Below are 20,467 nucleotides of genomic sequence, written 5' to 3' on the forward strand. Positions count from 1 at the left end.
TTTGGCGAGTGCCTGGACGGCCCTTAACATGCTTGACATTAAGAGAAAACTAAGGCTGGGAGCCATGACCGACGCGGGTTCGCGGAGACCGGCACCCGCCCTAGCGCGAGTAAAATTTTGAGCTTCGGGTCCGCGCCCTCCGCCGAGGGACTGCAGCGTCCCTAAGAGGAGCCGTGCAGCAAGCCGCGGTGTGACAGGAGAGTGTGAAATGCCGTTCCACAACCCGTTCATCAAGGACGGCCTCATCAAGTTCCCCGACAACGGGAACCTGGTGCGACACGTCGAGCGGTGGGCGAAGGTGCGTGGCGACAAACTGGCGTACCGCTTCATCGACTTCTCCACCGAACGCGACGGCGTGGAGCGCGACCTGTGCTGGGCCGACTTCGGCGCCCGCAACCGGGCCGTCGGCGCCCGCCTGCAGCAGGTGACCCAGCCGGGCGACCGCGTCGCGATCCTGTGCCCCCAGAACCTCGACTACCTCGTCGCGTTCTTCGGCACGCTGTACTCCGGCCGCATCGCCGTGCCGCTGTTCGACCCGAACGAGCCCGGCCACGTCGGACGCCTGCACGCCGTCCTCGACGACTGCACGCCGTCGGCGATCCTGACCACCACCGAGGCCGCCGAGGGCGTGCGCAAGTTCTTCCGCACCCGGCCGGCCAACCAGCGTCCCCGGGTGATCGCCGTCGACGCGGTCCCCAACGAAGTCGGGCAGACGTGGGAGTCGGTCGACGTCACCCAGGAGACCATCGCCTACCTGCAGTACACGTCGGGTTCGACGCGCATCCCGACCGGTGTGCAGATCACGCACCTGAACCTGGCCACGAACGTCGTGCAGGTGATTGAGGCCCTCGAGGGCGAGGAGGGCGACCGGGGTGTGTCCTGGCTGCCGTTCTTCCACGACATGGGCCTGATCACGATCATGATCTCGCCGATGATCGGGCACTACATCTCGTTCATGACGCCCGCGGCCTTCGTCCGCAGGCCTGGCCGGTGGATCCGCGAGATGGCCCGCAAGGAGGGCGAGACCGGGGGCGTCATCTCCGTCGCGCCGAACTTCGCGTTCGACCACGCCGCCGCCCGCGGAGTGCCCCGCGAGGGTGAGCCGCCGCTGGACCTGTCCAACGTCAAGGCGCTCCTCAACGGCAGCGAGCCGATCTCGGCGGCCACGGTGCGCAACTTCAACGAGGCGTTCGGGCCCTTCGGTTTCAGGCCCCAGGCCATCAAACCGTCGTACGGTCTGGCCGAGGCCACGTTGTTCGTGTCCACCACCCCGGTCAACGAATCCCCCAAGATCGTCACCGTCGATCGCGACGAACTGAACAGCCACCGCTTCGTCGAGGTGCCGCCGGATTCGCCCAAGGCCGTCGCGCAGGCGTCGGCGGGCAAGGTCGGCATCGCGGAGTGGGCGGTCATCGTGGACCACGACACCGCCACCGAACTCCCCGACGGCCACATCGGCGAGATCTGGATCTCCGGGCAGAACATGGGCACCGGCTACTGGGGCAAGGAGGAGGCCACCGCCGAGACCTTCCAAAACATCCTCAAGTCGCGGACGAACCCGAGCCACGCCGAGGGCGCGCCCGACGACGCGACGTGGGTGCGCACCGGTGACTACGGCGCCTTCTACGACGGCGACCTCTACATCACCGGCCGCGTCAAGGACCTGGTGATCATCGACGGCCGCAACCACTACCCGCAGGACCTCGAGTACTCGGCGCAGGAAGCCACCAAGGCGCTGCGCACCGGATTCGTCGCCGCGTTCTCGGTGCCGGCCAACCAGCTTCCCGACGAGGTGTTCGAGAACGCGCACGCGGGCCTCAAACGCGACCCCGACGACACCTCCGAACAACTCGTCATCGTCGGTGAGCGGGCGCCGGGCGCCCACAAGCTCGACATGGGCCCGATCGCCGACGACATCCGTGCCGCGATCGCCGTACGTCACGGCGTCACCGTGCGCGACGTGCTGCTGACCCCGGCCGGCGCGATCCCGCGGACCTCGAGCGGCAAGATCGGCCGCCGGGCGTGCCGCTCGGCCTACCTCGACGGCACCCTCCGCAGCGGGAAGGTCGCCAACGCCTTCCCCGACGAGACCGACTGACGAACGGACCTCGCCTTCCCCCACACACCGCCGCGGGCGGCGAAAGAGATGAACATGTCTGAAACACCGAACAATTCGCCCTCCGCCGAGAACCAGCCGGTCGTCGCACAGGGGGAGGACGGCCCTTTGCGGCCCGCCCAGGTCGACATGACCGTCGCCGAGATGCGCGAATGGCTGCGCAACTGGATCGCCAACGCCACCGGGCAGAGCGCCGACGGGATCGACGAGTCGACCCCGATGGTGGAGCTCGGCCTGTCCTCGCGTGACGCGGTCGCGATGGCCAGCGACATCGAGGACCTCACCGGTGTCACGCTGACCGCCACCGTGGCGTTCCGCCATCCGACCATCGAGTCGCTGGCGACGGTGATCATCGAGGGTGAGCCCGAGGTCGTGCACGACGACGACGGCACCGACTGGAGCCGTGAGCGCGACGTCGACGATGTCGCCATCGTCGGCCTCGCCACCCGCTTCCCGGGGGATATGAACACCCCCGACGAGATGTGGGAGGCGCTGCTCGAGGGCCGCGATGCGATCACCGATCTGCCGGAGGGCCGCTGGGAGGAGTTCCTCGGCGAGCCGCGGATCGCCGAGCGCGTCGCCAAGGCGGCCACCCGCGGCGGCTATCTCAAGGACATCAAGGGTTTCGACGCCGAGTTCTTCGCCCTGTCGAAGATGGAGGCCGACAACATCGATCCGCAGCAGCGGATGGCGCTCGAGCTGACGTGGGAGGCGCTGGAGCACGCGCGCATCCCGGCGTCGAGCCTGCGCGGTTCGCGCGTCGGCGTGTACATCGGCGCGTCGAACAACGACTACAGCTTCATGTCCGTGGCCGACCCGGGTGTCGCCCACCCGTACGCGATCACCGGCACCACCAGCTCGATCATCGCCAACCGCGTGTCGTACTTCTACGACTTCCGCGGCCCGTCGATGGCGATCGACACCGCGTGTTCGAGTTCGCTGGTCGCCGCGCACCAGGGCGTGGCCGCGCTGCGTGCCGGTGAGGCCGATGTCGCGGTGGTCGGCGGCGTCAACGCGCTGATCACCCCGCTGGTGACCATCGGGTTCGACGAGGTCGGCGGGGTGCTCGCCCCGGACGGCCGGATCAAGTCGTTCTCGCAGGACGCCAACGGCTACGCCCGGTCCGAGGGCGCGGGCATGCTCGTGCTCAAGCGCCTCTCCGATGCCCGGCGCGACGGTGACGAGATCTACGCGGTGATCGCGGGCAGCGCGGTCAACCACGACGGCCGGTCCAACGGCCTGCTCGCCCCGAACCCCGACGCGCAGGCCGAGGTGCTGCGCAAGGCCTACAAGGACGCCGGCATCAACCCGCGCGACGTCGACTACGTCGAGGCGCATGGCACCGGCACCATCCTGGGTGACCCGATCGAGGCCGACGCGCTCGGCCGGGTGATCGGGCGCAACCGGCCCGTCGACAAGCCCGCCCTGCTGGGTGCGGTGAAATCCAATGTGGGACACCTGGAGTCGGCCGCGGGTGCGGCCAGCCTGGCGAAGGTGGCGCTGTCGCTGCGCAACGACAAGCTGCCGCCGTCGATCAACTACACCGGCCCGAACCCCTACATCGACTTCAACGCCGTGCGGCTGAAGGTCAACGACAGCGTCTCCGACTGGCCGCGTTACAGCGGTCACGCCATCGCCGGTGTGTCCGGCTTCGGCTTCGGCGGCGCGAACGCGCACCTGGTTCTGCGCGAGGTGCTGCCCAGCGATCTCGTCGAGCCCGAAACCGAGCAGGTGGTCGAGGTGACCGCCGAGCCGAACCAGCCCGCCGTGTACGTGGGCGGGGTGCGGATGGACGAGTACGGCGAGTTCATCGATGACGATGACCTGGACAATGACGGTCTGGACCGGCCGGCCGCGGCGGCCGAACCCGAATACGAACTGCCCGGCCTCACCGACGAGGCGCTGCGACTGCTCGAGGTCGCACGCGAAGAGCTGGAGGCGCAAGAGCAGCCCACTACGCTGGTGCCCCTTGCGGTTTCGGCATTCCTGACCTCGCGTAAGCGGGCCGCGGCCGCCGAGCTGGCCGACTGGATCGACAGCGAGGAGGGGCGGGCGTCGTCGCTCGAGTCGATCGGCCGGACGCTGTCGCGGCGTAACCACGGCCGCTCCCGCGCGGTGGTGATGGCCCGTGACCACGACGAGGCGATCAAGGGGCTGCGCGCCCTGGCCGAGGGCAAGCAGAGCCCGAACGTCTACAGCGCCGACGGGCCGGTCACCAACGGGCCGGTCTGGGTGCTCGCCGGTTTCGGTGCGCAACACCGCAAGATGGGCAAGAGCCTGTATCTGCGCAACGAGGTGTTCGCCGACTGGATCAACAAGGTGGACAGCCTCATCCAGGACGAGCGCGGGCACTCGATCCTCGAACTCATCCTCGACGACGCCATCGACTACAGCGACGACACCACCGAGCTGCCGATCGAGAAGGTGCAGCTGGTCATCTTCGCGATCCAGATCGCGCTCGGTGAGCTGCTCAAGCATCACGGCGCCACACCCGGTGCGGTCGTCGGCCAGTCGCTCGGCGAGGCCGCCGCGGCGTACTTCTCCGGCGGTCTGTCGCTGGAGGATGCCACCCGCACCATCTGCTCGCGCAGCCACCTGATGGGTGAGGGCGAGGCGATGCTGTTCGGCGAGTACATCCGGCTGATGGCGCTGGTGGAGTACTCCGCCGACGAGATCAAGACGGTGTTCTCCGACTACCCGGACCTCGAGGTGTGCGTCTACGCCGCCCCCAATCAGACCGTCATCGGCGGTCCTCCCGCGCAGGTCGACGCGATCATCGAACGGGCCGAGAAAGAGGGCAAGTTCGCCCGCAAGTTCCAGACCAAGGGCGCCAGCCACACCACACAGATGGATCCGCTGTTGGGCGAACTGGCGGCCGAGCTGGTCGGCATCACCCCGCACCCGCTGCAGATCGGCTACTACTCGACGGTGCACGAGGGCAAGTTCCTGCGTGCGGGCAGCGACCCGATCCACGACGTGGACTACTGGAAGAAGGGCCTGCGTCACAGCGTCTACTTCACCCACGGCATCCGCAACGCGGTCGACAACGGCCACACCACGTTCCTCGAACTCGCCCCGAACCCGGTGGCGCTCATGCAGGTCGGGTTGACGACGATGTCGGCGGGTCTGCACGACGGACAGCTCATCGCCACGCTGGCCCGCAAGCAGGACGAGGTCGACTCGATGACCGCGGCGATGGCGCAGCTGTTCGTGCACGGCCACGACCTCGACATGCGCACGCTGTTCCCGCGGCGCTCGCGTGGGCTGGCCGGTGCGCTGGACTACGCGAACATCCCGCCGACGCGCTTCCGCCGTAAGCCGCACTGGCTCGACGTGCGCTTCAGCGGCGACAACGCCGGCGTCATGCCGGGCAGCCACGTCGCCACCCCGGACGGCAGGCACGTGTGGGAGTACAGTCCTCGCGGCGCCGTGGACGCTCAAGCTCTGGCGGCGCTCGTGAAATCCGCTGCCTCGCAGGTGTTCCCGGATGCCGCGGTGGCAGCGGCCGAACAGCGTGCGCTGCCCGGTGACGGCGCCCGCCTGGTGACCACGCTGACCCGCCATCCGGGTGGGGCGGCGGTGCAGGTGCACGCCCGGATCGACGAGTCGTTCACGCTGGTCTACGACGCGATCGTCACCCGCGGCGGCGCGGCTCAGGTTGCATCTCCGCTGATCGCGGCGGGGCATCTGCCCACCGCGGTGGCGACCGGAACGGTTGCGGCGCAGACTGATTCGCCGGCGCTGGCGGGCGGCGAGCCGGACGACGACGCGGCGATCCTGTCCGACAACCTCACCCAGGGCGCGAATCTGGGTGCGGGCCTGGGTAAGTGGTCACCGGATTCCGGTGAGACGGTGCGCGACCGGTTGGGCCGGATCGTCGGCGGTGCCATGGGTTACGAGCCCGAGGACCTGCCGTGGGAGGTGCCGCTCATCGAGCTCGGCCTGGACTCCCTGATGGCGGTGCGGATCAAGAACCGCGTCGAATACGACTTCGACCTGCCGCCGATCCAGCTGACCGCGGTGCGTGACGCAAACCTCTACGCCGTCGAACAGCTGATCGTCTACGCGATCGAGCACCGCGACGAGGTCGACCAGTTGGCCGAGTCGCAGAAAGGCAAGACCGCCGAGGAGATCGCCGCTGAGCAGGCCGAGCTGATGGGCGGGGCGTCCACCGTGGCCGAGCTCGAGGAGAAGCTGGCCGCAGCGGGGCATCCGCTCGGCGCGTCGGAAGAGGCCGCCGAACAGGCCGCGGTGTTGTCGGGAGCGAACGAGACCACGGCGACCACACCGGTGCCCGATCCGCAGGCCGAACCGAGCACGCAGGGCGACGGTGCGGCGGGTATCCCGGCCCCGCCGACCGATCCGTCGGGACCGACGGCGAACATCCCTGCGCCGCCGACCAACCCGGCCGGCCCGGACACCGCCAAGTCGTCCGCCGCCAAGGCCGCCGCGCAGGTGCTCACCCAGGAGGCCGTCACCGAGGCGCTGGGTGCCGACGTGCCGCCGCGTGACGCGGCCGAACGCGTCACGTTCGCCACCTGGGCGATCGTCACCGGCAAATCGCCGGGCGGCATCTTCAACGAGCTGCCGAAGGTCGACGACGCCACCGCGCAGAAGATGGCCGAGCGGTTGACCGAGCGGGCCGAAGGCACCATCACCGCCGACGAGGTGACGGCCGCCAAGACCATCGAGGAGCTGGCCACCACGGTGCGCGACCACCTCGAGGCGGGCAAGGTCGACGGCTTCGTCCGGGTGCTGCGCGCACCGCAGGAAGGCAGTGACCGCGTCCCGGTGTTCGTGTTCCACCCGGCTGGCGGGTCGACGGTGGTCTACGAACCGCTGCTCAACCGGCTGCCCGCCGACACCCCGGTGTACGGCATCGAGCGGGTCGAGGGTTCGGTCGAGGAGCGGGCCGCCGAATACGTGCCGAAGCTGCTCGAGATGCACAAGGGGCCGTTCATCCTGGCCGGTTGGTCGCTGGGCGGGGTGCTGGCCTACGCCTGCGCGATCGGTCTGAAGCAGGCCGGTGCGGACGTGCGGTTCGTCGGCCTCATCGACGCGGTGCGCGCCGGCGAGGAGGTCCCGCAGACCAAGGAGGAGACCCGCGCCCGCTGGGAGCGGTACGCCCGGTTCGCCGAGCGCACGTTCAACGTGCAGATCCCGGAGATCCCGTACGAGGAGCTGGAGAACCTCGACGACGAGGGTCAGGTCAGGTTCGTCATGGAGGCCGTCGCGGCCAGCGGCGTGCAGATCCCGGGCGGCATCATCGAGCACCAGCGCACGTCGTACCTCGACAACCGCATGATCGACACCGCCGAGATCAAGCCGTACGACGGGCACGTCACGCTGTACATGGCCGACCGCTACCACGACGACGCGATCTACTTCGAACCGCGATACGCCACCCGCCAACCCGACGGCGGCTGGGGTGAGTATGTTTCGGAGCTGGAAGTGGTCCCCATCGGAGGTGAGCACATCCAGGCGATCGACGAGCCGTACATCGCGAAGGTGGGTGCCCACATGAGCGAGGCGATCAACCGTATCGAGGCCCAGGGGAAGTAGAGCAAGTGACCGAACGGACCACCGCAGCACAGCTCGCCGAACTCCGCGAGAAGCTGGAGCTCGCCAAGGAACCCGGTGGTGCGAAGGCCGCCGCCAAGCGTGACGCCAAGGGCATCCCGAGCCCGCGGGCCCGCATCCACGCGCTGCTCGACCCGGGCAGCTTCCTGGAGATCGGCGCGCTGGCCCGTACGCCCGGCGACCCGAACGCGCTCTACGGCGACGGCGTGGTCACCGGCCACGGCACCATCGACGGACGTCCGGTCGGTGTGTTCAGCCACGACCAGACCGTGTTCGGCGGTTCGGTCGGAGAGATGTTCGGCCGCAAGGTGTCCCGGCTCATGGAGTGGGTGGCCATGGTCGGCTGCCCGATCATCGGCATCAACGACTCCGGCGGCGCCCGCATCCAGGACCTGGCGACCTCGCTGGCCTGGTACGCCGAACTGGGCCGTCGCCACGAACTGCTGTCCGGTCTGGTCCCGCAGATCTCGATCATCCTCGGCAAGTGCGCGGGCGGTGCGGTGTACTCGCCGATCCAGACCGACCTCATCGTCGCGGTCCGCGATCAGGGCTACATGTTCGTCACCGGCCCGGACGTCATCAAGGACGTGACCGGTGAGGACGTCTCGCTCGACGAACTCGGCGGCGCCGACGCGCAGGCCAAGTACGGCAATATCCACACCGTCGTCGACACGGAGAAGGACGCGTTCCAGTTCGTCCGCGACTACCTCGGCTTCCTGCCGTCGAACACCTTCGACGACGCGCCGATCGTCAACCCGGGCCTGGAACCGGAGGTCACCCCGCACGATCTGGAGCTGGACTCGATCGTGCCGGACAGCGACAACACCGCTTACGACATGCACGAGATCCTGCTGCGGATCTTCGACGACGGCGACTTCCTCGAGGTGGCCGGCCAGGCGGGGCAGGCCATCATCACCGGCTACGCGCGCGTGGACGGGCGGCCGGTCGGCGTCGTCGCCAACCAGCCGATGCACATGTCCGGCGCGATCGACAACGAGGCGTCCGACAAGGCGGCCCGCTTCGTGCGGTTCTGCGATTCGTTCAACGTGCCGCTGGTGTTCGTCGTCGACACCCCCGGCTTCCTGCCGGGCGTCGAGCAGGAGAAGAACGGCATCATCAAGCGCGGCGGCCGGTTCCTCTACGCCGTCGTCGAGGCCGACGTGCCGAAGGTGACGATCACGGTGCGCAAGTCCTACGGCGGCGCGTACGCGGTGATGGGGTCCAAGCAGCTGACGTCGGACTTCAACTTCCTGTGGCCGACGGCGCGTATCGCGGTGATCGGCGCCGAGGGTGCCGCGCAGCTGATCGTCAAGCGCTTCCCGGACCCGAACGCCCCCGAGGTGCAGGAGATCCGGCGGCAGTTCATCGAGGGCTACAACCGCGATATGGCGACGCCGTACGTGGCGGCCGAGCGCGGCTACGTCGACGCCGTCATCGAACCGCACGAGACCCGGCTCAAGCTGCGCAGCGCGATGCGGCTGTTGCGGGACAAGCAGATTCAGCGAGTGCAGCGCAAGCACGGTCTCATCCCGATCTAGACCGCTCGCCTCTTCCCGCGAGCGTGCGTGTCTGCTCACGACGCGCCGTGCCTGACGCCGCCGTCTGTGCACGCTCGCCGAACGTCGAACGCGCGTGACGGTCGGTACCGTCGGGTCGTATGCGTGACGAAGGCGCGATGACAGACGTCCCGGCCGACGTGGTGGATGACAGACGGCCACGTCGTTCCCGAACGAGATGGCGTCGCACGGTGATCGTGTCGGCGATCCTGCTTCTGCTGTTCGCTGTCCCCTGGTGGACGCTGCTGCTGGCGGGTACGTCCTGGCCGGCGTGGGTCGTCGTCACCGGCTCGCTGATCTTCGCCGCTGCTTTCGTCGCGATGCCGGCGATGATGTTCCTCGGCCGCGGTCACACCCGCCCGGACTGGATGTCAGCCACCGCGGACGCGATGCTCGGTGTGGCGTGGGTGCTGTTCGTCTGGTCGGTACTCGGCAATGGGCTACGGGTGGTCCTGATCGCCGTCGGGGTCGAGGATCCGGTGCGCGGGCGCGCGGTGGCGCTCACCGTGATCGCCGTCTCGGTGGTCCTGCTGGCGTGGGGTTACGCCGAGGCGATGCGGGTGCCGCGCATCCGGAAGGTCACCGTCGCAATCGCCGGACTAGGTCGCGGGCTCGACGGGCTGCGCGTCGCGGTCATCACCGATACGCACTACGGCCCGATCGACCGCACCCGATGGTCGGCGGCCGTGGTGGGGCGGGTCAACGAACTCGGCGCCGACATCGTCTGCCACGTCGGCGACATCGCCGACGGAATCGTGAGCCGGCGGATGGACCAGGCCGCTCCGCTGGCCGACGTGGCCGCCTCCTCGGCCCGGGTCTACGTCACCGGCAATCATGAGTACTTCAGCGAGGCGCAGGGCTGGCTGGACTACATGGAACGGATCGGCTGGGCGGCTCTGCACAACCGCCACATCGTCGTCGAGCGCGGCGGTGACCGCCTCGTCGTCGCCGGCGTCGACGACGCGACGGCCAAGGCGTCCGGTCTGCGCGGGCACGGCGCCAACCTCGACGCCGCTCTCGCCGGCGCGGACGGCGCACTGCCGGTCCTCCTCATGGCGCATCAGCCCAAGCAGGTCGCCCACGCGGTGCGCGCCGGGGTGGATCTGCAAATCTCCGGTCACACGCACGGCGGCCAGATCTGGCCGTTCAACGTCCTGGTCCGGCTCGAGCAGCCGGTGGTCCAGGGCCTCAGCACGCACGGCGAGAAGACGCAGCTGTACACCAGCCGCGGTACGGGATTCTGGGGTCCGCCGTTCCGGATCTTCGCGCCGAGCGAGATCTCGCTGTTGACGCTGCGCCGGACCTAGGGGGCACTTGCGCGATGAGTTCCGCGCCCGCATCGGGTCTGTCCGGCATGCGAAAGATCAAAGCCGGACTGTTCATCGCTCTCGATGGGGTCGTCGAGGCGCCCGACGAGTGGCACTTCCCGTACTTCAACGACGAGATGGGCGCGGCCGTCGACGCCACGCTCGGCGCCGCCGAGACCGTCCTGCTCGGCCGCAGGACCTACGACAGCTTCGCCGGCGCGTGGCCACAGCGGGAGCGCGACGGCGGTGAGGACGCCGAGTTCGCCCGGCAACTCGGGGACATGCGCAAGATCGTCGTCTCGCGTCAGCGTCTGCGATTCGACTGGCGAAACTCCGAACAGCTTGCCGGCGAACTCACCGACGCCGTGGCCGCGCTGAAGTCCGAGCCGGGCGGCGACATCGCGATGAGCGGATCGGTGTCGGTGGTGCGTCAACTACTCGACGCCGGCCTGCTCGACGAACTGCATCTGCTCGTACATCCGATCGCCGTTCGTCGAGGTGAACGCCTCTTCGACGGCGGCGGCCCGTCGCTCCCGCTGCGGGTGCTGTCGGCGCAGACCTTCTCCACGGGTGTGCTGAACCTGGTGTACGCGCCGGCGGAGGCGCCGCAAGCGCAGGGCTACGACGAGGCAAAGGCGCACCTGTCCGCGCAGCGATGACCCCCGCACTCCCACCCGCAAAGGCGAGGGCGCATAGGATTCGCCCATGCCGCTTGCGGAAGGCGAGGTGATCGCCGGGTACACGATCCTGCGGTCTCTCGGACACGGCGGTATGGGCGAGGTCTACCTGGCGCAGCATCCACGGCTTCCGCGCCAGGATGCGCTCAAGGTGCTCACCGCCGCGGTCTCCGCCGACGACGAGTACCGCCAGCGGTTCCAGCGCGAAGCCGACATCGCCGCCACGCTGTGGCACCCGCACGTCGTGTCGGTGCACGACCGCGGCGACGTCGAAGGCCTGCTGTGGATCTCGATGGACTTCGTGCAGGGCACCGACGCGGCCAGGCTGCTCGCCGAGCGCTACCCGCACGGCATGCCGCCCGACGTGGTGGCCCGCATCATCACCGCGGTCGCCTCCGCGCTCGACCACGCCCACGAGCGCGGCCTGTATCACCGCGACGTCAAACCCGCGAACATCCTCATCGCCAATCCCGGATCGCCCGACGAGCGCCCGATGCTGGCCGATTTCGGCATCGCCCGCCAGGCCGGTGACGCCAGCGGGCTTACCGGGACGAACATGACCGTGGGGACCGTCGCCTACGCCGCCCCCGAGCAGCTGCGCGGCGACGACATCGACGGCCGGGCCGACCAGTATGCCCTCGCCGCGACCGCGTACCAGTTGCTCACGGGCACACCGCCGTTCACGCACAGCAATCCGGCCGTCGTGATCAGCGCGCACCTGACCGCCGACCCGCCGGCGATCGGTTCGGTGCGTCCCGAACTGTCCGGACTCGGTCCGGTGTTCGGCCGGGCGCTGGCGAAGTCGCCGGACAAGCGGTTCGACAAGTGTGTCGACTTCGCGCGGGCACTCGAGCACCGCATCGGCAGCGACGACGCCGCCATGGAGACGGTGTCGTCGAAAGCCGCGGCAGTGCCCCGCCACGCCAAACCGGTCAAGCCCAGGCGGTGGCCGCGGGCGCTCCCGGTCACCGCCGCGGCGGTGACGGCGGCGGTCCTGGCGGCCGCCGGGGTGTTCTGGTTTCTCCAGCGCGACGACGCCGCGACGAATGCGGCACCGGCGCTCCCGGTCGTCGTCGTCGGCGCGGACTGCGCGACGATGGGCGCGGCCGGCGTGACCACCACCGGCACCCCCGCCTACTGCGCCAGGCTGACCGATACGAACGAGACGATCTGGTCGAAGTACCAGGGCGAGTTCGACAGTCTGTCCGTCCCCGCGGGGACGAGCCCCGACGAGGCCAACGTGCGGGTCTGCATGGAGCAGACGAATCAGTCGCAGGCCGACTGTGACGCTGCGATCAGCCGCCACAACGCCGCCAACAGCTGACCGCCTGCGGCTGGATGCGGATCCCGCCGGAACGGCCTAATTGGTTGTTGGTGGTGGGGGTTGGTATGGCGGGTACCACCACCAGTCGGCGCGCTCCCCGGTAGGTCCTCGGTAGGGCGCGACCGTGGGCGGGGGCTGATTCGGCGGGCGCGCGAGTGACCCGGAGTGCAGTGCGCGGCCGGCGCCGTCGGTGACGGCGAGTCGGGAGGCGGGTCCGGTGATGGTGATGACGCCTTGGTGGTGCAGCCGGTGGTGGTAGGGGCAGACCAGCACGAGGTTGTCCAGGTCGGTGCGGCCGCCGTCTTCCCAGTGCCGGAGGTGGTGGGCGTGCAGACCGCGGGTGGCTCCGCAGCCGGGGACCGCACAGGTGGGGTGGCGGTGTTCGAGGGCGCGGCGTAGCCGGCGGCTGATCAGCCGGGTGGCGCGCCCGGACCCGATGGGTTGTCCGGCGCGTTCGAACCACACTTCGCAGGTGGCGTCACAGGTCAGGTAGCGGCGATCGGCGTCGGAGAGCAGCGGCCCCAGGTGCAGGGCGGCGATGCGGTCGGTGAGGTCGAGGTGCACGACGACGGTGGTGCGGTGTCCGTGGGGGCGGCGGGTGGCCTCGGCGTCCCACCCGGCCTCGACCAGGCTATTGAACGCATCGCCGAGGGTGGGGAACGGCGGCCGGGCACCGGGGCTATCGGTGTCGTGGTCGTGTTTCCACTGGGCGATCAACCCGTCGTGGTGGGATTGCAGGGCGGCGTCGAACACCGCTGCCTCGGCGTGCGGCATCGTGATGTGCCAGTGGGTGTACTGCTCGTCGGAGGTCTTGGTGATCGAGGATCGCGGCTCGGGCACCGGCTCGGGCTCGGGCGGGATGTCGGTGTCGCCCTGAGGTTCGGGTGCGGGTTCGGGTTCGGGTCGGGGTTCGAGTTTGATCGCGGTGCGTAACTGGTTGACCGTGGCGCTTTTAGCCAGCTCGGCGTAATGCTCGTCAGACCCTGGCCCCGCGCCGTCGGCGATCACCCCGACCTGATCCAGCGACAGCCGCCCCTCCCGCAGCGCCTGCACGCATTGGGGGAACTCCGCGATGCGGTGGGCGATGGCGGCGATGGTCTTACCGTTCCTCGACGACGACCCGGTCTTCCACGCCATCAAATGCGCCACCGACTTCGCGCCCGTCATCCCACACAACTCGTCGTGGTCGATCTCGGCGGCGATCTCCACCAGCCGCCCGTCGATCGCGTTGCGCTGACCGGTCAACTCGGCCAACTCGTCGAACAGCACCTCGAGCCGGTCGATGGGGCGCACCACCACCGCGCCGGACGCCATGCTCGAGGACATGACCCCATACAACCAGGGGGGTCTGACATCTCTGGACCGCGATCAGCCGCCACAACGCCAGGGAACCGCCTACGGCTGGATGCGGATCTCGCCCGGCTTCCACAGCCCGCTGTGCGTCGCGGTGCCCAGATCGATCTGCGCCGGTTCGGCGTCGACGATGGTGTCGAACCTGCGCAGCGACCCCCAGTCCTGACCCCAGTCCTTCGAGAGGTATGTCGACATCACCGACGCCCGCAGCAGCAGGTCGGTGATGCCCAGCAGACCGCCGTTGAGGCCGTCCTGCCAGGTGTCGGTGCTCTGCAGCTTGGCGTAATAGTCCGGCGAGATGCGGAACTTCGGAATCTCGGTGACCCCGTTGGCGTGCAGCATCGGCTGCTGGCACGGGAACGCCAAGCCGACCGCCCAATCCATCAGCACCGGTTGTTCGGAGCCGAGGTACTCCTGCACCGACCGGACCTCGGGCACGCGCGGCGGCGTCACCGCGATCCAGTCACCCTGACCGAGATTCAGATCCTCGGCGATCACGCGGACGGCCACCGCGTCACCCGGGATCTGCGCACGCGGATAGCGCAGGTTGCGCCACGACGGTGTGGGGCCGATGTCGAACGGTTCGACGCGGCCTGCGGGCACCGGCGCACCGTCGGGGCCGCGCCGGGCGTACTCCAGCGCGACGGTCTGTCCGGAGGTGAATCCCTCTGCGACACTGCGGCCGGCGATCGTGCCCGCCGCGGTGATCGCGACCAGCGGGTGGGCGTCGTCCGGTGCGGGCAGTTCGTACCATGCGGACGCCAGCCGGCTTTCCTGTTGCACGCCAGTCGAATACGTGCCTGCTACCGGGACCCGGGTGGGGTCGAGGCCGTAGGGCAGCGGCACCGTGGAGCCGTTCACCCCGGGCCGGGACAGCTGCTCGGGCTGGTTCCAGTCGTAGTCGGTGCCGGGCTGCGGATTGTTGAGCCGGATCGCCTCGGCGATGATGCGGTCCGGAACCCCGTTGGGGGAGAAGCCCACCGGTCCGCTGCCGCCGAGCGGACCCAACGGCCCGTAATCGCCCGGTAGCGCCCGCAGGAAGCCCGCGTTCGAATCGGGCTCGACGAGCACGTCGTCGGCCAGGCCGCAGCCGCCGGCGAATGCGCGAATGTTGGCCCACCCGTTGGAGTAAGTCGGGTACTGGCGCACCACGCCGATCGCCATGGACGCCACCATGACCAGAACCATGAACCCCGCCGCCACGGGGATCGGTGCCGCGGTGAGCGCGTTGACCACGCGGGACTCCCGCTTGTCGCCGACGTGCAGCAGGAACGCCCACACGGCCGCGACGCCGCACAGCACGAAGAACACTGCGCTGACCGTCACGCCGCCGAGTGCGGGCACCGACGTGTTGAAGGGTGCGCCGAAATTCGAGACATACCACCAGCCGTTGGTGGAGGCGAAGCACAGCGCCAGCACGAACAGCAACCCCGACAAGAACGCCATCCGGTTGCGCGCCGAACGCAGCACCACCGGTGAGACCAGCACGGTCGCCAGCGCCGCCATCGCACCGCCCACCGCGGCGAACAGGCCGAAGTGGTGGATCCACTTGGTCGGGGTGAACATCAGGAAGAAGATCGTGGCGAAGATGATGCCCATCAGCCGCCAGGCCGGCCCGCGCGCGACACCGGGAATCCGCTTGCGCCGCAACATGATGAACAGCGACGAGAACAGGCACAGCGCGGTGAACAGGAACGCCACGCGTCGCGCGATCGCGCCGTCCACGGTCGGCAGGATCAGGTAGTAGTACCGCAGGTTCTCGGTGTACCACTCCTGGCTGGGGCCGATCGCGGTGCGGATCCTGGTGGCTTCCAACACCGTCGACAACGTCTGATCGGCGAACACCACCGCCAGCACCACGGTGCCCGCGGCGAGCAGCGGTGCGAGCAACGGCCAGATGCCCACGGACTGCCTGCGCCGCATCAGGATTCGCAGGATCGGACGGCCGCCGGCCACCAACGCGGCCACGGCGATCAGCCCGGTCGGCTGGATGCCGAGCGTGAACGCGGCGGTGGTGACGGCCAGCGCGGCGGGGGTGAGCCGGCCCGATGTGACCGCGCGTTCGATCAGCACGTAGGTGATCAGCGCGCCGGTCGCGATCTGACCTTCGGGGCGCAGCCCGTTGTTGAACGGCATCCACGCGCCCAGCAGCACGAACCCGGCGGCCCACAGCGCCGGGCGGCTGGCGATCACCGCGGGCCCGAGGCGGGGCAGCACTTCCCGGGAGAGCAGCAGCCAGCACACGACGGCGCAGATCAGGTCGGGTAGCCGCATCCAGATGCTGGCGGTGCTGACGTGGGTCATCAGCGCCAGCAGGTTGTAGTACCAGCCGAACGGATCCTCGGGACTGCCGAACCAGCGGAAGTAGTTCGACATGTAGCCGGCGTGGTCGGCCACCCGCGCCATCTGCAGGATGTAGCCGTCGTCGGAGGAGTTGGCGCCGATCACGTACCAGATCGCGAAGCCGCCGAGCACGACGCCGTCGACAGCTGTCACGGTGCGCCAGCGGGTCGGGATCAGGTGGTGCATCCGGCGGCCGTCGAGGCGGTCCAGCCGCCACAGCGCCAGCAGCGCGATCACGGTCGAGAGAATCGCCAGCAGGATCGCGGTCAGCTTCAGCGCGGTCGGCTCGGTGGTGAACCGGGTGTCGATCGTCGCCGAGAACGACATCCCCGGCGGTGCGGGCCCGGTGAGGTCGGTGAACACGCCGACGATCGCGGGCCGCAGGTTCGGGTCGGCGTAACCGGTGCGCTGCGGTGATCCGTCGGCTCTGCGCAGGCCGACGAACTCGGCGAACGTGCCGTCCTCCGAGGACGTGATGTCGATGCGTTCGCACCCGGGTGTGCCGGTGACCCGGGCCCGGTTGACGCTGGCGACCACGACGTTGCGGACGATGACGTCGACGCGGGTGCGGGTGACGTTGACCAGCATCGCATTGAGCGCCGCGTCACGTCCCTCGGCGGGTGCGGTGCCGAACACCAGCCCGCCCTCGGGCGGCAGCTCGCGGACCACCTCGCACGGCACCGAGGCGGTCAGGCTCACCGGCGCCTGGGAGAGCAGCGGCGCGGTGACGTTCGCGAACTGACCCTGTTGCGGCCAGTTCAGGGTCGCGGTGGTCTGGGTGACGGGCAGCAGCGGGGTGGCGACGGCCATGACGAAGCCGAGGAGCCCGGCGATCGTGGCGACCCAGCGTGCGAGCTTCACGTCCCGGCTCGCCGGGCGCTTCACGGCCTTCTCCGACCTGCCGCTCACGGCTTCTCCCGATGTGCCGCTCACGGCAGTGCCCTGATCGGTCCGCCCCGGCTCCACCCGAACACTCGCTTCGACCCTTCCTCGATCACGGCGTCGGGCGCGTCGTCGCGCGGCACGAGCCGGATATAGCGTTCGATCGAACCCCAGTCCCGGTACCAGTCGTTGCTCAGGTAGGTCGGAATCGTGGCCGTCCGCAGCAGCGCCTGGATGAACAGGAACGGCCCACCGTCCTCGGCGGACTGCCACTGGTTCGACGAGGTGACCACCTGCTTGAAGTTCGGCAGGATCCGGTACTCCGGCAGTTCGGCCACCCCGAGGTGTTCGGCGAACGGCCGCTGGCACGGGAAGTTCGCCGCGGTCGCGATGTCCATCAGCACCGGTGTCTGCTTGCCGAGGAAGTCACCTGCGGTCTGCAGCACCGGAACCCGGGGCGGCGTGAACGCGAACCACTGATCCTCGGACAGGTTCGGGTCGTCGGCGACGATGCGGGCCACGTTGGCCTCCGGCGGCGCCCACGCCAGCGGGAAGCGCAGGTTGCGCCACGCCTTCTGCTGCACGATGTCGATCGGCTGGACCTCGGTGAGGGCCTGGTACGAGCCGTCGGGCCGGTGCACACCCCACTGCAGTTTCAGCGACTGTCCGTAGTTGAAGGACCCGTCCTCCTCGTAGTACCAGATCGCGCCGGCGGCGGCGACGGTCACCAGCGGCCGGTCGGGAGTCCGAGCGGGCAGCTGGTACCACGCCGACGTCGCCTCGGCGGCCACTCCTGCCTGATCCGAGCCGGGCTCGTCGTAGCTGCCCATCACCGGGGTGCGGTCGGGGTCCAGGCCGAACGGGAGGAACACCCGAGAGCCGTTGACGCCCTCGGGCCCGTAACCGCCGCCGGTGCCCGCCGCGTATCCGACGCCGATGTTCGGTTTGTCCACCGGACCGTCGGAGTTCACCGTGCCGGGGTTGGCCGCCACGGGTTCGGCGGGTTCGAGGGTGTCGCTGACGCCGTTGGGGGTGAAGCCGACGGGGTCCTCACCGCCGAGCGGGCCGTACTCGCCGAAGCGCTGACCCGGAACCGGTTGCAGCATCCCGGCATTCGTGTCGGCCTCGACGAGCACCTCGTCGGCCATCGCGCAACTGGTGTCCGACAGGCCCGACCGCAGAGCCGCCGCGTTGGCCGCGCCGATGGTGTAGACGGGATAGCGCCCGACAGTGGCCTTGACCATCGACCCCAGTTCGAGCACCACCATGATGACGGCCACCACGAGCAGTGGGGTCGACGCCAGCGCGCGATTGCGTCCGGTGTCGGCGACCTCGGTGTGTCCGGCGTAGTCGATGCGGAAGTGCAGCCAGCCGGCGAGGATGCCGCCGGCGATCGCGAGCACCAGGAAGATCGTGGTGACGGGGTAGCCGACGATCACCGGTTGCTTGTCGAACCAGGGCACCCCGTAGTTCGCGACATAGAACCAGCCGTTGATCCCGGACGTCGCCCACGCCAGCACGAACAGCAGCGCGGTGACGTAGAGCGCGAGGTTCCGCCGGCTGTTGACGCCCACCCGGGCGAACGCGAACGCGGTGATCCCGCCGAGCGCACCCGCGAGCCCGGCGAATGCGCCGAACTGCACCGCCCATTTCGTCGGCGTCAGCGTCAGCAGCAGCAGCCCGACGGCGGTGGTCCCCGTCAGCCGCCACACCGGGCCGCCGAACGTGCCGGGCAGCCGTCCGCGGCGCAGCAGCAGCACGATGAGGCCGAACAGGCACAGCAACAGGATCAACACCGAGAAGCGGCGGCTCAACGAGCCGTCCACGCTCTCCTCGACGGTCAGGAAGTAGTACCGCAGGAACTCCTGGTACCACGGCAGCGTCGGGCCGACGACGTACTTGATGCGCACCGACTCGGCGACGGTGGCCAGCGTCTGGTCCCGGAAGACGATGACGAACAGCAGCGACGCCGCTGCCACCAGCGGGGCGATCGAGGGCAGCAGCCCGTCGGCAGCGCGGCGGGCCGAGACGATGTGGGCGATCGCGCGCGCACCGACCAGCAGCGGCGCGAGGGCGATCAGACCCTGTGGCGCCAGGGTCACCGAGAACATCGCGATGACGACGGCCACCGCGGCGGGCCACAGCTGCCGCGTGCCGATCGCCCTCTCGACCAGCATCCACACCGCGATGACCGCGAACGCGATCAGCGGTTCGGGCCGCAGACCGTTGTTGAACGGCAACCAGGCCGCGAGGAACACCGCGCCCGCGGTCCACACCGCGACCCGGTTGGCGGCCAGGCGCCTGCCGAGCCGGGGCATCGCGCAGCGGCTGATGATCAACCACGTCGCGATCGCCGCGGCCGTGGCGGGGATGCGCATCCACACGCCGGCCGTGCTGACCGACGCCAACTGCGCCAGCACACTCTGATACCAGTCGAACGGGGCTTCGGTGGCGCCGAAGTAGCGGAAGTAGTTGGCGGTGTAGCCGGCTTCGTCGGCGATGCGCGCGATCGTCAGGTTGTAACCGTCGTCGGACGACTGCGCCCCGACCACATGCCAGATCAGCAGCGCCCCGATCACCCCGATGTCGGCCAGCCAGGTCGACAGGCCGACCCGCCGCAGCTTCCGCCAGGCGCGTGGGACGCCACGTCCGACGCGCCGGTCGAGCACGGCCAGCGCGACGATCGAGCCGATCACACACAGCACGCCCAGCGTCATCACCGCCAGCTTGAGCAGCGTGGGGCTGGTGACGAACCGCGTGTCGACGTCGATGCGGGCGGTCAGACCGGGTTGCGGGGCCACCTCGAGTTCGGTGAAGACCCCGGCGACCTGCGGCCGCTTGTCGAGCGACAGCGTGCCCGCCGCACCGGGGATACCGACGAAGTCGGCGCCCACCGCGCCCACGTTGGCCCAGATGCGCAGCTCACTGCAGGCGCCGCCGGCAATCGCGGTCCGTGGGGCCACCGCGGCGACGGTGTCGCGGAACGCCACCACCACATCGTCGGCGTTGGCCCGGACGAACAGCCCGTTGCGGCCCGCGGCGATACCTCCGGGCGGGATCGTGGAGAACACCAGGCCGCCGTCGGCGGGCATGGTGGCGATCGCCTGACAGGGGATGGCGACGTCGAGCGCCAGCGGGGCGCCGGACACCAGCGGGGCGGTCAGGTCGCCGACGAACCCGTCCTCGGCGGGTGCCTGGGGCCACAGGATCGTGGCGGTGGTCTGCCTGACCGGCAGCAGCGGGGTCAACGCGCACAGCAGGACGCCCGCCAGGCCCGCGAAGACGGCGATCAGGCGGACGAAGCGGTGTGCGGGCACGAGCGTCGATGG

The 20,467-nt window shown here is 69.5% G+C and carries 9 protein-coding genes; 6 read left to right on the top strand and 3 right to left on the bottom strand.

Annotated elements, in window-relative coordinates:
• Positions 1-208: 208 nt before the first annotated feature.
• The 6 genes from fadD32 (at position 209) to AU195_RS07690 (ending at position 12,560) form a co-directional block, all read left to right on the top strand.
• A complete protein-coding gene (gene fadD32 / locus AU195_RS07665) occupies positions 209-2,098 on the top strand; it encodes a long-chain-fatty-acid--AMP ligase FadD32 (protein ID WP_059158472.1) in 1,890 nt (629 codons plus the stop codon).
• A 54-nt stretch (positions 2,099-2,152) separates the two neighbouring features.
• The gene (pks13, locus tag AU195_RS07670) at positions 2,153-7,678 is read left to right on the top strand and encodes a polyketide synthase Pks13 (protein ID WP_172800503.1); all 5,526 of its coding nucleotides are present in this window, start codon (positions 2,153-2,155) and stop codon (positions 7,676-7,678) included.
• Between the two features lie 5 nt (positions 7,679-7,683).
• Positions 7,684-9,234: an acyl-CoA carboxylase subunit beta gene (locus tag AU195_RS07675; RefSeq protein ID WP_059158474.1), complete on the top strand. Its 1,551-nt coding sequence runs from the start codon at positions 7,684-7,686 to the stop codon at positions 9,232-9,234.
• A 137-nt stretch (positions 9,235-9,371) separates the two neighbouring features.
• Entirely contained in the window at positions 9,372-10,559 is a 1,188-nt protein-coding gene (locus AU195_RS07680; protein ID WP_059158766.1) for a metallophosphoesterase, read from the top strand.
• A 14-nt stretch (positions 10,560-10,573) separates the two neighbouring features.
• Positions 10,574-11,218 (top strand): dihydrofolate reductase family protein, encoded by a 645-nt coding sequence (locus AU195_RS07685; protein WP_286149155.1) that lies wholly within the window; start codon positions 10,574-10,576, stop codon positions 11,216-11,218.
• 46 nt (positions 11,219-11,264) lie between these two features.
• Positions 11,265-12,560, top strand: coding sequence for a serine/threonine-protein kinase (locus AU195_RS07690; protein WP_059158475.1), 1,296 nt, complete (start codon positions 11,265-11,267; stop codon positions 12,558-12,560).
• A 36-nt stretch (positions 12,561-12,596) separates the two neighbouring features.
• Here the strand turns inward: AU195_RS07690 and AU195_RS07695 are convergent, their stop codons facing one another.
• The 3 genes from AU195_RS07695 to AU195_RS07705 all read right to left on the bottom strand — a co-directional run bounded on the left by AU195_RS07695 (position 12,597) and on the right by AU195_RS07705 (position 20,455).
• Complete coding sequence (locus AU195_RS07695) at positions 12,597-13,886, bottom strand: HNH endonuclease signature motif containing protein (protein WP_059158476.1); 1,290 nt, start codon at positions 13,884-13,886, stop codon at positions 12,597-12,599.
• Between the two features lie 69 nt (positions 13,887-13,955).
• A complete protein-coding gene (locus tag AU195_RS07700; RefSeq protein ID WP_502687321.1) occupies positions 13,956-17,165 on the bottom strand; it encodes an arabinosyltransferase domain-containing protein in 3,210 nt (1,069 codons plus the stop codon).
• A gap of 20 nt (positions 17,166-17,185) precedes the next feature.
• A complete protein-coding gene (locus AU195_RS07705; RefSeq protein WP_059158477.1) occupies positions 17,186-20,455 on the bottom strand; it encodes an arabinosyltransferase domain-containing protein in 3,270 nt (1,089 codons plus the stop codon).
• Positions 20,456-20,467: the final 12 nt, after the last annotated feature.

The organism is Mycobacterium sp. IS-1496 (genome assembly GCF_001499995.1).
In the GTDB taxonomy this organism is placed as follows: domain Bacteria; phylum Actinomycetota; class Actinomycetes; order Mycobacteriales; family Mycobacteriaceae; genus Mycobacterium.